Annotated in this window: 11 protein-coding genes and 1 riboswitch; of the genes, 2 read left to right on the forward strand and 9 right to left on the reverse strand. The window is 63.6% G+C overall.

Annotated features, from left to right (window positions below; genetic code table 11):
• Positions 1-42: 42 nt before the first annotated feature.
• The 7 genes from ACH488_RS07160 to ACH488_RS07190 all read right to left on the reverse strand — a co-directional run bounded on the left by ACH488_RS07160 (position 43) and on the right by ACH488_RS07190 (position 9726).
• Positions 43-1131, reverse strand: coding sequence for a lipid II:glycine glycyltransferase FemX (locus ACH488_RS07160; protein ID WP_397323165.1), 1089 nt, complete (start codon positions 1129-1131; stop codon positions 43-45).
• Between the two features lie 146 nt (positions 1132-1277).
• Positions 1278-2099 (reverse strand): DNA/RNA non-specific endonuclease, encoded by an 822-nt coding sequence (locus ACH488_RS07165; protein ID WP_397323167.1) that lies wholly within the window; start codon positions 2097-2099, stop codon positions 1278-1280.
• Positions 2100-2137: 38 nt separating this feature from the next.
• Positions 2138-3574: an L-serine ammonia-lyase gene (locus tag ACH488_RS07170; RefSeq protein ID WP_397323168.1), complete on the reverse strand. Its 1437-nt coding sequence runs from the start codon at positions 3572-3574 to the stop codon at positions 2138-2140.
• A 689-nt stretch (positions 3575-4263) separates the two neighbouring features.
• Positions 4264-4650 carry a glycine cleavage system protein GcvH gene (gene gcvH / locus ACH488_RS07175; RefSeq protein WP_397323169.1) on the reverse strand — a complete coding sequence of 129 codons (387 nt, stop codon included), beginning with the start codon at positions 4648-4650 and terminating at the stop codon, positions 4264-4266.
• Between the two features lie 183 nt (positions 4651-4833).
• Positions 4834-5967, reverse strand: a complete 1134-nt coding sequence (gene gcvT, locus ACH488_RS07180) for a glycine cleavage system aminomethyltransferase GcvT (protein WP_397323171.1) — start codon at positions 5965-5967, stop codon at positions 4834-4836.
• Positions 5968-5976: 9 nt separating this feature from the next.
• Entirely contained in the window at positions 5977-8823 is a 2847-nt protein-coding gene (gcvP, locus tag ACH488_RS07185; RefSeq protein ID WP_397323172.1) for an aminomethyl-transferring glycine dehydrogenase, read from the reverse strand.
• A 171-nt stretch (positions 8824-8994) separates the two neighbouring features.
• Positions 8995-9091, reverse strand: a riboswitch (glycine riboswitch).
• A 95-nt stretch (positions 9092-9186) separates the two neighbouring features.
• Entirely contained in the window at positions 9187-9726 is a 540-nt protein-coding gene (locus ACH488_RS07190; protein WP_397323174.1) for a TetR/AcrR family transcriptional regulator, read from the reverse strand.
• Positions 9727-9798: 72 nt separating this feature from the next.
• Between ACH488_RS07190 and ACH488_RS07195 the strand changes: the two genes are divergently transcribed.
• Positions 9799-11352, forward strand: a complete 1554-nt coding sequence (locus ACH488_RS07195; protein WP_397323175.1) for an MFS transporter — start codon at positions 9799-9801, stop codon at positions 11350-11352.
• A 97-nt stretch (positions 11353-11449) separates the two neighbouring features.
• Here ACH488_RS07195 and ACH488_RS07200 read toward each other — a convergent pair whose 3' ends face one another.
• Entirely contained in the window at positions 11450-12265 is an 816-nt protein-coding gene (locus tag ACH488_RS07200) for a sigma-70 family RNA polymerase sigma factor (RefSeq protein WP_397323176.1), read from the reverse strand.
• Between the two features lie 223 nt (positions 12266-12488).
• Here ACH488_RS07200 and ACH488_RS07205 point away from each other — a divergent pair, with 223 nt between their 5' ends.
• On the forward strand, positions 12489-12986 hold the full coding sequence (locus ACH488_RS07205) for a hypothetical protein (RefSeq protein WP_397323177.1): 498 nt from the start codon (positions 12489-12491) through the stop codon (positions 12984-12986).
• A 113-nt stretch (positions 12987-13099) separates the two neighbouring features.
• On the opposite strand, the gene csrA is transcribed toward ACH488_RS07205, so the two are convergent.
• Positions 13100-13342: a carbon storage regulator CsrA gene (csrA, locus tag ACH488_RS07210; RefSeq protein WP_397323178.1), complete on the reverse strand. Its 243-nt coding sequence runs from the start codon at positions 13340-13342 to the stop codon at positions 13100-13102.
• Positions 13343-13344: the final 2 nt, after the last annotated feature.

Below are 13344 nucleotides of genomic sequence, written 5' to 3' on the forward strand. Positions count from 1 at the left end.
CCGTTGGTGGCCGGGGCGGGCCTGGTTGTTTGGTGGCGTTCTTTAGTAGAACTGTCCGCCGGTACGCATGGTTTCCAGGCGGCGGAACACTTTCTCTCCGCCCTTGAGCCACAGTTTGTACTTCAGCGGACTCAGGACGTGGTCGTAGCAGCCCACATAATCCGTGACCGTCTTGGTGAAGCTCGTCTTGAATGACCCGAGACCGTAGAGGGGGTGGCTCTTGTCCTTGATTTTTGCGGCGCTAGGGGTGCCGCAAAAATCATACTCAACACAGCCAAGTTCCTGCATGCGCTGGATCGCAGCCCACTGAGTCAGGTGCGAATCGCCGTATTGCTTCCGGTTCTGGGTGGAACCGCCGTCTTTATAGGTGGCCTTCGCTCCGTAATTGATGACGAATGCGCCCACGCTGGGCTGGCCGTCCTCGTAGACGAAGAAGAAGTGACCCTGGCCGCGGCTGCTGAACTCGTTCCAGAACTTCGCGTAGTAGTCGTAGCTTCGCAACGGCATGGCGCCCTTGGCGTTCACCGTGTTCTGCATGAGGGCGTAGAGCTTCTTGTAGCTTTGCTCACCGGCTTCTTCCTGCAGCACCTCACAGCCTTCGCGCTCGGCCCTGCGGACCGCGTTGCGGGCGCGTGAAGAAATGCTGCGGAGGACCTCATTGCTGGGCTTGCTGGTGTCCAGGATCGCAGTGGAGTCGTTGGACTGGATGTTGGGGGCTTTAACCAAGCCCGCCGCCTTCAGTTGCGAAACCACCTGAGGTGACTCCACGACGTCGGGCTCTATCTTGATGGTGAAGACGTTCATCTTCTGTTCGCGGGCCAGCCTGGCAACGGCAGTGAGCATCGGTTTGATGTCTTCGACGGCGGCAGCGTCCGGTCCCTTGATGAGGTACCAGAGCCGGCCCAGGACGGGGAACTTCTTCTCCAGCAGCAGGTTGTAGCTGGAGTACTCGGCGGTCTCGACGACGAGCCTGCGGACCAGCCAGCCGTTGCCGTCCTTGACCGCCGCATAGGCATCCGACTGCAGCATATTGCCACCGTTGGGGTTGGCCGTGACGTGCTTGTCCCAGTTATCGATTTCCTCGGCGGTGGCAAAGCGGGCGGTGAATTCTCGCAAGGTGGCCGTGTCCAATCTCAGGGTTCAGTGCAGTGTTCAAAGCAGTGTTCAAAGCGTAGGGCGCATGCGGGCATGCAGGATCCAGTCTATCGGGGCTATGCCTAAGCGCCCGATTCCTGCTTGTTTCCCGAGAGTTCTATGCTCGTCGAGGTATGTAAGAACTAGAGCTTGATCTGCTCCATGCTCTCCAGCTGTATTGCTTTCGGCGCTTTGCCCAGCTCGCGTTGGCCGCTGGCCAGCCGGTCGGCGTTCGTCAGGCGGCTAAGGCTGAGCCCGGTGAGGTCTGCGATTTCCCCGATGGGAACCTGGAACGTCCTGAAGGGTCCCAGGGGCGGGGGTTCGCCCTCGAGGAGCCGCTCGGTGATGGCTTTCTTCAACTCCACCTTTCCCAGCAATGGTGACTGATCAAGGATAAAACCTGCAGCACCCAGCTTGGCGTCGTTGGTCCAAGCAGCGATCTTCCAGAATTTCCTGGGCACCTGCACTCCCCGGTACGGAGGATCGTCGTCGAGCAGTACGGGGCCCGTGAACACGCTGAGCTTGGCATCGAAGGTATCTGCGTGTTCCAACACGTGGTCTTCCAGCCCAACCCAAAGCTCCTTGCCTTGGTTGAAGTCGTCCACTTGCGGCGCGGCATTGGTGAAGGAGAACGTGTCCTGGTTGGCCTTCTTGGCTGTCGATTGGTCACCCCACACGGGATCCAGCCTCCTCACCAAGTGGCCACGATCGAAGGCGTTGTTCTTGTACACGTCCGGGCCTGCTTGCTGTTCCCTCGGAACCCGCTCATCGAAATGCCAGGTTCCCTCACGTGCCAACGGGTTCAATTCACGGCCACTGATGTTGACACCCACGATCGCCGCGAGCTTCCGGGCCGTCCGGAAACGCACGGAGAAATGCGTGTAGTCCAACAGAATCGTCGTCGCCGACGGACTGGGCAGCTCCAGGCGTGCCCGCAAGAAATCCCGGTCATATCCCCCGCTCATGGATACAGCATGGCACTAGGGACTGACAGCGAACAGACTCAGCATTCGACGACGTTGACGGCCAGGCCGCCCATCGCGGTTTCCTTGTACTTGTGGGACATGTCCTTGCCCGTCTCACGCATCGTCACGATCACCTCATCCAACGACACCCGGTGCGTCCCGTCACCCCAGAGCGCCATCTTCGCCGCGTTGATCGCCTTCGCCGCAGCAATCGCGTTCCGCTCAATACACGGAATCTGCACCAACCCACCAATCGGATCACACGTGAGCCCCAGATTATGCTCCATCGCGATCTCCGCCGCGTTCTCCACCTGGGCCGGGGAACCACCCATCACCTCAGCCAACCCCGCAGCAGCCATCGACGACGCCGACCCCACCTCACCCTGACACCCCACCTCAGCACCCGAAATCGACGCCTGCTCCTTATACAACACACCCACCGCACCGGCAGCGAGCAAGAACCGCACCACCACGTCATCCCGATCAGCCTGCGTCGCCTGATCCATGCCCGGGGCGTAATGCAACGCGTAATACAACACTGCAGGAATGATCCCCGCCGCACCATTCGTCGGAGCCGTCACCACCCGGCCACCGGAAGCGTTCTCCTCATTGACCGCCAACGCGATCAGATTCACCCACTCCTGCCAATACTTCGGATCGTTCCGGTCCTTGTCCTCCTTCAGGAGGCGCTCCAGCCAGTCGGGAGCACGACGGCGGACCCGCAGCCCGCCGGGCAGCACACCTTCGCGCTTCAAGGACGTTTCGACGCAGGCCTCCATCACCGACCAGATGTGGAGCAGGCCTTCCCGGATTTCTTCCTCGCTCCTGGACGCCCGCTCGTTGATGAGCATGATGTCACTGATCCCCAGACCCTTGCTCGCGCAGCGCCCCAACAACTCCGCAGCCGTCCGGAACGGCAACGGCAACTCAGCCTTGGACTCCTCCAACTCCACCCGCGCCGCGTCCTCCTCGCCCTCACGGACAATGAACCCACCACCAACCGAGAAGAACGTCGCCTCCCTCAACACATTCCCCTCAGCGTCGGTCACCGCGAACTTCATCCCATTCGTATGCCGCGGCAACACCGTCAACGGATGCAACACCATATCCTCCACCGCAAACGGCAGTTGAACGCCTCCGCCAGAAGCACCCGCCCCGGAACCACCAACAGCACCAGCCAGGTCCAACACACCCGTCTCAGCAATCGCCGCCAACCGCTCCTCCACCTCATCAGGCAGAATCAACTCCGGCTCAAACCCTTCCAACCCCAACAACGTCGCCGTGAACGTACCGTGCCCCTTACCCGTCGCGGCCAAGGACCCATACAAATCCACCCGCAACCCCGCCACAGCAGACAGCACCCCCGACTCACGCAGCTCCCGGGCAAACACCGCCCCAGCCCGCATCGGACCCACCGTATGCGAACTCGACGGACCAATACCCACAGAAAACAAATCGAAAACACCAACAGCCATGGCCGGGATCCCTTTGACAGCTTGAAAACGGTCCGGCAGATGGTCCTGCCGGATGGCCTCCCCCGCTCGTGACGGCAGGCGACCGAAGCACGACGCCGGGTGGCCCCCTTAGGCGGCAACCCGGCGTCGCAAGTTCATTCAGTTATTACAGTCCACGCTACGCCAATAGGCGCTTGGTGGCGCGCTGAGCCTGGCATCCTCCGCGGCCCCGGCGGCACGGGTTCACGTGGCGCAATGCGGCCGGAAGGGCCTCGACCCTATCGGGGCATCGCTGCCAAACATGCCGTTCGCACGGCACACTCCGCAGCCAACCAACGAATCGGCGGACGACGTGATCATAGGTGGCCCCTATGGGGTCGGCATCCGGAAGCGTGCGTCCAAGGGAGCGTCACGTCCGCCCAGCGGGCGTCTTCGCGACCGAGCACGCGGAGGAGGCCGCCCCCATCGGGGCACCGCTGCCAAACATGCCGTTCGCACGGCACACCCCGCAGCGGACCAACGAATCGGCGGGAAGACCCGACCACAGGTGGCCCCCCATGGGAGCGGCATCCGGAAGCGCGCGTCCAAGGGACCGTCACGTCCGCCCAGCGGGCGTCTTCGCGACCGAGCACGCGGAGGAGGCCGCCCGCATCGGGCCAGACAGGACCCGGCACACGGAGGATGCCGGACCCATCGGGCCAGACAGGACCCTAGGCCAGGTCCCCACCGTTCTTGGAGGCGTATTCCTCGGCCGAGAGCAGCGGGCCGTCGGACTCGGCGGCGACCTTGAAGAGCCAGCCTTCGCCGTAGGGGTCGTTGTTGATGAGGGCGGGATCGGACACTACGGCGTCGTTGATCTCCGTGACCTCACCGGTGACCGGGGAGTACAGGTCCGAGACGGACTTGGTGGACTCCACCTCGCCGCAGGTCTCGCCAGCGGTCACGGTTGAGCCAACCTCGGGCAGGTCGACATACACGATGTCACCGAGCGCATCGGTGGCAACCTCGGAGATGCCGACAGACACCGAGTTCCCCTCCTCACGCAAAACCCACTCGTGCTCTTCGGAGTACTGAAGTTCAGGCGCTACTTTGGGCATTCTGTTTCCTAACGTTGTATGGACAAATCTGTGGCTGGGTAGGCCGTGCGACGGGTCGCCTTGCGCCCGTCAGGTCCGGCATCCTCCGCGGGCTCGGTCGCCGGGGCGCCCGCTGGGCGGACGCGAGGCTCCCTTAGACGCCCGCTTCCGGATACCGGCCCCGAAGGGGCTGCCATCTGCGGCTTACTTTTGGCGCTTGTAGAACGGCAGTGCGACCACTTCGAAGGGCTCAGCCTTGCCTCGCAGGTCCACATCCAGTGCAGTCCCCGGCACAGCAAGGGCCACGTCGACGTAGGCAAGAACCACAGGGTACCCGAGCGTCGGGCTGGGCTGGCCGGAGGTCACTTCGCCAACGACTGCACCGTCCTTCAACACCGGGTAGTGCGAGCGGCCGGCGCGTCGGCCAAGTCCTTTGAGACCAACGAGTTTGCGCCCAGTGGAGACCCCGGCCCCGGATTCTTTCAGTGCAGCGAGGGCTTCCTTGCCAACAAAGTCGCCTTCCTTGGACAGTGCCACTACGGGTCCAAGCCCAGCGGCAAAGGGGTTGCCTTCGCGGGAGAGTTCGTTGCCGTAGAGGGGCATGCCTGCTTCGAGGCGCAGCGAGTCACGGGAGGCGAGGCCAGCAGGAACCAACTCGCCCTCTTCGGCAACCGCGGAAATGGCCTGCCACAGGGCTGCGGCAGATTCGTTGGGCACAAAGATCTCGAAGCCGTCTTCGCCGGTGTACCCGGTACGTGCCAGGAGCAGGTCCTGGCCGCTGCCGGCGACCAGGAAGGTCACGTCAACCGCGGCGTAGTACTTCAGTTCCGTGACGAGCGCGTGCTGCTCCGCCGGGACCAGGCGCAGGAGAATGGCTTCGGCGAGGGGTCCCTGGACCGCGATGAGCGAGGTCTCGGAGGAGGCGTCTTCCACCACGACGTCGAACCCAGCGGCACGCACCAGGAGCGCCGCAGCAACAACGGGAGCGTTTCCGGCGTTGGGTACCACCAGGAACTTTTCGGGACCGCGGCGGTAGACAATGAGGTCGTCGATGATTCCGCCGTCTTCCTGGCAGATCAGCGAGTACTTGGCCTTCCCGTCAGCGATAGCGGACAGCTTGCCCACCAGCGCGTAGTCCAGGAAGGCGCCCGCGTCCGGACCAGTAACCCAGACTTCGCCCATGTGGGAGAGGTCGAACAGGCCGGCGGACTTCCGCACGGCGTGGTGCTCAGCCAGTTCTGAGGTGTACTTGAGCGGCATCTGCCAGCCACCGAAGTCTGTGAAGGAGGCGCCGAGCTTCTTGTGCTCTTCGTAGAGGGCTGTGTATTTCCCAGTCATGACCAGTCCTTAGTTCTCGAAGTCTTCGATCGGCGGGCAGGAGCACACAAGGTTGCGGTCACCCGCAGCACCGTCAATCCGGCCGACGGGCGGGAAGTACTTATCCTGCTTGAGGTGGTGGACCGGGAAGGCGGCCTGCTCACGCGGGTACGCGCGGTCCCAGTCGGAGCTTACGACGGCGGCTGCCGTGTGGGGTGCGCGGCGGAGCGGGGAATCCTGCACGGAGAAGTCCCCGGCAGCAACCTGCTCGATCTCGGCCCGGATGGTGATCATGGCTTCGATGAAGCGGTCGATCTCCACGAGGTCCTCGGACTCGGTGGGTTCCACCATGAGCGTGCCCGCAACCGGGAAAGCGAGGGTGGGGGCGTGGAAGCCGAAGTCGATGAGGCGCTTGGCCACATCCTCAGCCGTAACCCCAGTGCGAGCCGTCAGTTCGCGGAGGTCCAAGATGCACTCGTGGGCTACAAGACCGCCTTCACCGGTGTAGAGAACCGGGAAGTGCTCGTTGAGGCGGGAAGCGATGTAGTTCGCGGCCAACAGGGCGGACTTGGTGGCTTCGGTGAGTCCCTGGCCGCCCATGAGCTTCACGTAGGCCCAGGAAATGGGCAGCACGCCGGCGGAGCCAAAGCGGGATGCCGAGATCGGAACATCGTTGCCTTCGGTCCAGGTCGTGGCGTCACCGGGCATGAACGGTGCCAGGTGGGCCTTCGCAGCGACCGGGCCAACGCCGGGTCCGCCACCGCCGTGGGGGATGCAGAAGGTCTTGTGCAGGTTCAGGTGGGACACGTCGCCGCCGAATTTGCCCGGCTGGGCGAGCCCAACGAGCGCGTTGAGGTTGGCGCCGTCGATGTAGACCTGGCCGCCGGCTTCGTGGATCGCGTCGCAGACCTCGCGCACGTCGGCGTCGTACACACCGTGCGTGGACGGGTAGGTGATCATGATGGCCGAGAGGACGTCGCGGTTGGCCTCGATCTTGGCCTTGAGGTCATCGTGGTCGATGGTGCCGTCGGAGGCAGTAGCGACAACAACAACCTTCATGCCAGCCAGCACTGCCGAGGCAGCGTTGGTGCCGTGGGCAGAAGCCGGGATGAGGCAGACGTTGCGCTGCTGGTCGCCGCGGGAGTGGTGGTAGCCGCGGATCGCGAGGAGTCCGGCAAGCTCACCTTGGGAGCCGGCGTTGGGCTGGATGGAGACCTGGTCGTAGCCGGTGATCTCGGTCAGCTGTGCCTCGAGGTCGGTGATCAGTTCACGCCATCCGGCGGTCTGCGAATCCGGAGCGAACGGGTGGATTGAGGCGAACTCCGGCCAGGAAATGGCTTCCATCTCAGCCGTGGCGTTGAGCTTCATGGTGCACGAACCCAGCGGAATCATGGTGCGGTCCAGCGCGAGGTCGCGGTCGGAGAGCTTGCGGATATAGCGCAGGAGCTGGGTTTCTGAACGGTGCGTGTTGAACACGGGGTGCTGCAGGTATTCGCTGGAGCGTTCAATGGAAGCTTCCAGCGCGAAGCCTTCAGCTGACTCAACCACGGAGGCACCGAACACCGAGGCAACGTCGGCGAGAACCGCCGTCGTGGTGGTTTCGTCAACCGAGATGCCCACAGTGTCGGCGTCGACGCCGCGCAGGTTGATACCGCGCTCTTCAGCCGCAGCCACAAGCGAAGCGGCGCGACCCGGGACGCGGACCGTGATGGTGTCGAAGAAGGAACCGTGCAGGACCTCGACGCCGGCGGCCTTCAGGGAGGCGGCCAAGGTGCGGGCGTGGCCGTGGGCGGTTTCCGCGATCGCCTTCAGACCTTCGGGGCCGTGGTAAACGGCATACATCGAGGCGACGATGGCGAGCAACGCCTGTGCGGTGCAGATGTTGGACGTGGCCTTCTCGCGGCGGATGTGCTGCTCACGGGTCTGCAGCGCCAAGCGGTAGGCGGGGACACCGGCGTCGTCCTTTGAAACGCCAACCAGGCGGCCGGGCATGGAACGCTCCAGGCCCTTCTGGACAGCCATGTAGGCGGCGTGCGGGCCGCCGAAGAACAGCGGCACGCCCAGGCGCTGGGCGGAGCCGACGGCGATATCGGCGCCCTGCTCTCCCGGAGGGGTGATGAGCGTAAGGGAGAGAAGGTCGGCGGCGACGGTGACCAGGGCACCGCGCTCCTTCGCCGAAGCGATCACGGCGGAGTGGTCGAACACGCGGCCGGACACGCCGGGCTGCTGGAGGACGACGCCGTTGATGGCACCCTCCGGGAGGCCGTTGGCGAGGTCCGCGACCTCAACTTCAAAGCCGAGCGCCTCGGCGCGGCCCTTGACGATGGCGATGGTCTGCGGCAGGCAGTCGGCGTCCAGGACAGTCTTGCCATCCTGGGCGGCCTTGTTTTTGTTTGCGCGGCGCATCATCAGCACGGCTTCGGCCACGGCGGTGGCTTCGTCCAACAGCGAGGCGTTGGCGATCGGGAGGCCGACGAGGTCCTGGACCATGGTCTGGAAGTTCAGCAGCGCTTCGAGGCGGCCCTGGGAAATTTCCGGCTGGTATGGGGTGTAGGCCGTGTACCAAGCCGGCGATTCGAGGATGTTGCGGCGGATCACCGGCGGCGTGACGGTGTCGAAGTAGCCCTGGCCGATCATCTGGACGGCCGTCTTGTTCTTGGAGGCGAGCTTGCGCAGTTCCGCGAGGACCTCCACCTCCGAAAGGGCGTTCTGCAGGGTGAGGGCAACGTCCTGGCGGATGTCGTTGGGAACCGCGGTGTCCACGAGGGAATCCACGGAGTCGTAACCGACGGACTTGAGCATGGTGTCAATGTCGGACTGGCGGCGGGCACCGATATGCCGGTCGACGAAGGTGGTGGAGGCTGAACTAACCGTCACGAAGGAACTCCATTACTTGGGCGGCGTTGGGTACGCCACAGTGGCTCGGGTTCCTCCCCGCTCTGTATTGGACCTGAGAGTTTCCGCGTGTTGCTGTCCGCACAGCCACCCGCTTGCACCGTCGGTGAGCACAACAATCCGGCCGGACTGCCTGCTGCTTTCCAGAGTTGCCTATCCGCGGCGGTGCATGGGCCTGAGAGATTCCTGGGGAGGATTTGCTCCTACGGCGCCTGCATCTCGTACTGCAGGACTCTCCCGCCGCAGATCAAAGGCTTTATGCAGTTGTAGGCGGCGTGCCAAGGAAGGCACACCACAGTTCTTAATTGTCCTATGCCCGCAGCGCGGCGGCAAATGGAGGAACCGCTACGTCCGCAGGCGGTCCAGGACCGCGAGGAGGACCTCGACGTCGGCCTCCCGCCCGGCACCGCCGGCTTCCTGCCCGCCCTCGAACATCGCGTTGAAATAGAGCCCGTCACCCATGTAGCTGACCGCTTTGGCAACGTCCGGACCAACGTCCTCGGCAAGGACGTCAAGCCAGCGCTGTTGAATGGCCGCGAACCGGCGGCGGGTCTCCTCGTGGGCCACTTCCGCCAGCCTGGTTGCCGCAACGAACGCCCGGTCCATGGGTGTTCCGGCCCAGAGCGAGGAGCGGATGAAGTAGGCCGCTGCGCCGTCGGGTGCCGCCTGCATCTGCTCGGTATCTTCCTTGGCCAAGTCATCCAGGCGCTCCAGCAGGGCACTGATGAGCGACTCTTTATTGGGGAAGTGATAGAGCAAGCCGCCCTTCGAGACGCCTGCGCGCTTGGCCACGGCGTCCAGGGTGGCAGCACGCTCCCCTACTTCGATCAGGAGTGCTTCAAAGGCGTCCAGGACGGCGTCCCGGGCTATTGGTTTTCGCGGCATGGATCCATCATTCCCTAAAGCTCGGTCTTGTTCTATTTGAAACTGTACCGTCTGGACGGTACAGTTAAGTTCATGTTCTCGCCGTCCTCAACCCACGCTCCCCGTTCCTCCGTGCGCCCGGTTCCGGGCAAGACCGCACCGTGGCGCGACTGGACGGCCCTCGCACTGCTGATGTTCCCGGTGCTCCTGGTGGCCGTCGACAACACCGCGCTCACCTTCGCCCTGCCGGAAATCGCCCGCTCACTGGAAGTCGGCGGCATCCAGCTCCTCTGGATCGTGGACGCCTACCCGCTGGTCCTGGCCGCGTTGTTGGTATCCATGGGCAACTTCGGCGACAGGATCGGACGACGGCGGCTGCTCCTGATCGGCAGCACAGGCTTCGCGGCGGTTTCGGCTGCTACGGCGTTCGCGCCTTCCGCGGAGTGGCTGATTGCGGGCCGCGCAGCCCTTGGCGTCTTCGGCGCCATGCTGATGCCCTCCACTCTGTCCCTGATCCGGAACATCTTCACCGATCCCAACCGTCGCCGGCTGGCGATTGCCGTCTGGGCTGCGGGTTTCTCCGGCGGCGCCGCGCTCGGCCCGATCTTCGGTGGCTGGCTCGTGGAGCACTTCTGGTGGGGTGCCGTGTTCCTCGTGGCAGCCTTCCTCCTCCTGCCGCTGCTCGCCTTCGGCCGGGTACTCATCCCTGAGTCCAAGGACGCCAACCCGGGCCGCGTGGACGTACCCAGCATCGTCCTGTCCGTGCTCACCATGGCGCCCTTTGTCTACGGGATCAAAGAACTCGCCGTGCATGGATTCGGAGCATCCGCGGCCGCCTTCATGGCGTTCGGCTTGGTGATGGGTGTGCTGTTCGTGCGCCGCCAGCAGCAACTCTCCAGCCCCATGCTGGATGTCCGCCTGTTCCACAACAAGGTGTTCAGCACGGCCATTGTGGCCAACGTGCTGTCCTTGTTCTCCATGACAGGCTTCATCTACTTCTTCGCCCAGCACCTGCAATTGATCGAAGGACAGTCACCCATGGAGGCCGGAATCGCCATGATTCCAGCGCTCCTGGCAACAGTGGTGGCCGGTCTCCTGGTGGTCCCGCTGGTAAGGCGGATCCGTCCGGGATTCGTGGTAGCCGGTGGGCTGACGCTCAGCGCCGTGGGCTATTTCGTGGCCATGGCGGGAGACCACGGAACCGGACCAATCTTCTTGCTCTCCGCTTTGACCGTGCTGGCCGTGGGTGTGGGCGCCGCGGAAACCATCTCCAACGACCTCATCCTGGCGTCCGTCCCGGCCGACAAATCCGGTGCGGCTTCGGCCATCTCGGAAACAGGCTACGAACTGGGATCCCTGCTGGGCACGGCCGTGCTCGGGTCCATCCTCACGGCCTCGTACCAGCACAACCTCGTCATTCCGGACGGCGTATCTTCGGAAGCTGCGGGCAAGTCCGGGGAGACGCTGGCCGGAGCAGTGGACGCCGCCTCGGCACTCCCGGCGCCCCTGTCGGAAGCGTTGACCCAGGCCGCCCGGGTTGCCTTCGAATCGGGAGTCCACATCACTGCGGCGATTGGGCTGGTACTGATGGCAGGAGCGGCAGTGCTTGCCGCCGTCGTACTTCGCAAGGTGCCCAAGGCGCAGTAGGTGGGCCTGCCCCCAAGATTCACAAGATTCACAGGGATTCACACGGAGTCCCCGACGAAGCAGCCCGGGCCGCACCAGTGGCCCGGGCTGTTTGCGTTCAGACTGCCTGGTTGAGCTTGGAGCCGAGGCCCAGGGTCCGGGTAATACCGCCGGTGGTGGCAGTAGCCAGTGCGGAAAGGTAGTCGTTCCGGCGTCGAGCGGTAATTCGCGACTCCGGCTGGAAGGCTTGCTCGGGGTTGTCGGCATAATGCGCGGCCAGTCCGTCGCGCATGAGGCGGATGCCCTCGGCGCGCTGCTGGGACACGGCAGCGTGGGTGGATCCCAGCTCCTCCGCAAGGTCCTTCACGGAGCGGCCGGAAAGGTAGATCTCCTGGATCACAAAGCGCATCTTCTCCGGCAAGGCATCCACTGCCGCGCGAAGGTACTTGATGCGTTCGTCAGCCAGGACGGAGTTCTCTGGGGACGGGGTCACTGAAGCAACCGTGTCCACCGCTACCTCGTCCAGCGACGTCAAGGTTCGGGCAGCGTCTGCCAATGCCGCCTCAACGTAGCTCCGTTCCACGCCCAACGCCGATGCCATCTCGGCAACGCTGGGGCCGCGGCCCAAAGCGCCGGTGAGCGTCTCCTGGATGGCCAGGGTCTCCTTGATCCGCTTCCGGGCGGAGCGGGTGGCCCAGTCCCCCGCGCGCATCTCGTCAGCGAATGCGCCGATGATCCGACGGCGGGCGAATGCCCCGAAAGGAACACCAAGGTCCGGGTCAAATGAATCAGCCGAAGTAATGAGCGCCAGGGAGCCTACCGAAGCAAAATCATCGCGCGACAAATGAGATGCGCGCGCACAAAGGTCAGAGACCAGGTAACCAACGAGCGGAAGGTGCTGCAACACCAGCTCGTTGCGCTGTTCGCGATTCAAATTTAAGTCCCCCCATGAGACCGGATTATTGAGTTGCCATAACCTTTGACCGCAAATTCCGGTCGGCGCCTAGAGACCAATCACGGCGACGATGAGGGACTTCGTTTCAGGTACGTGTTCAGTGAACATACCACCTGAAAACGTCTCTGCGTGTACGCTCGACACAACAAATTCAAAACCCTGCTGAAACGTTGTTTCCCTGGGTTAAAGAGATGGGGGCACCGTGGGGGCGGATGAGCTGTCAGCAACGCTTTGGCGGGAACGAAGACAACTGGATTTCCTGCTTTTCGTGCTTGAAACCCAGCTTCTGCACCTCCGCGCCGGGAGTTGGCATCGACTGAACATCACCGCGGCCGAGCTGGAAAAAGTACTCGAAAAACTTCGTTTTGAATCACTGGCCCGGAGTGTCGAAGCCTCTTCTGCCGCCGCCGAATGGAAGGCACCTGATAAATCGGCTTTGCCGGCTCTGATGGGAATTGCGCCCCCGGGAGTTTGGGCCGAGCTATTGGACGAGCATCGTCAGGCCATGATTTCGCTGTTGTCGTCGATTGACCTGGCGGCCCAGGAGAATATTTCGGCACTCCTGCGGGGCCCTGCCGATAACGCTGCGGATGCCGATGACCTTCCGACCTTGGCCCACCAGGCTAATATCCAGCGTGCTTTGGACGCTGTGAAGGCCACCTCGCTTAGGTCTTTGCGGGACTTCCTCGGCTTGGATTGAAGCTTCGTGAGAGAGCGTCCGCCGGAACGGGGGGTTCGGTGAGAGAGGGTCCGCCGGAAAGGGCGGTTCGGTGAGAGAGCGTGCGGCCGAAAGGGGGGTTCGGTGAGAGAGGGTCAGTCTTTGGTGGGGGTCGGGGGGCGGAGGGTGGCCAGGAGCGCTTCGGCGTCGGGACCGGCCTGGGTTGCCGCGAGGTTGGCGGCCGCGATCGCCTCCACCACTTCGCTGCGTTGAATGGACACGCCGCGGGGTGCTTCGATTCCGATCCGCACGCCGTCGCCACGGCCCTCCATGACGGTGATGACAATGTCGTCACCAATCATGATTTTCTCGCCCGGCTTGCGCGTCAGTACCAGCATGG

This window comes from Paenarthrobacter sp. NPDC018779, from assembly GCF_044391085.1.
Classification (GTDB): Bacteria; Actinomycetota; Actinomycetes; order Actinomycetales; family Micrococcaceae; genus Arthrobacter.

Excerpts from the sequence above, each read along its gene's own strand:
- ACH488_RS07165 (WP_397323167.1), bottom strand. The coding sequence starts at position 2,099 with ATGAGCGGGGGATATGACCGGGATTTCTTGCGGGCACGCCTGGAGCTG.
- ACH488_RS07170 (WP_397323168.1), bottom strand. The coding sequence starts at position 3,574 with ATGGCTGTTGGTGTTTTCGATTTGTTTTCTGTGGGTATTGGTCCGTCG.
- gcvH (WP_397323169.1), bottom strand. The coding sequence starts at position 4,650 with ATGCCCAAAGTAGCGCCTGAACTTCAGTACTCCGAAGAGCACGAGTGG.
- gcvT (WP_397323171.1), bottom strand. The coding sequence starts at position 5,967 with ATGACTGGGAAATACACAGCCCTCTACGAAGAGCACAAGAAGCTCGGC.
- ACH488_RS07190 (WP_397323174.1), bottom strand. The coding sequence starts at position 9,726 with ATGCCGCGAAAACCAATAGCCCGGGACGCCGTCCTGGACGCCTTTGAA.
- ACH488_RS07195 (WP_397323175.1), top strand. The coding sequence starts at position 9,799 with ATGTTCTCGCCGTCCTCAACCCACGCTCCCCGTTCCTCCGTGCGCCCG.
- csrA (WP_397323178.1), bottom strand. The coding sequence starts at position 13,342 with ATGCTGGTACTGACGCGCAAGCCGGGCGAGAAAATCATGATTGGTGAC.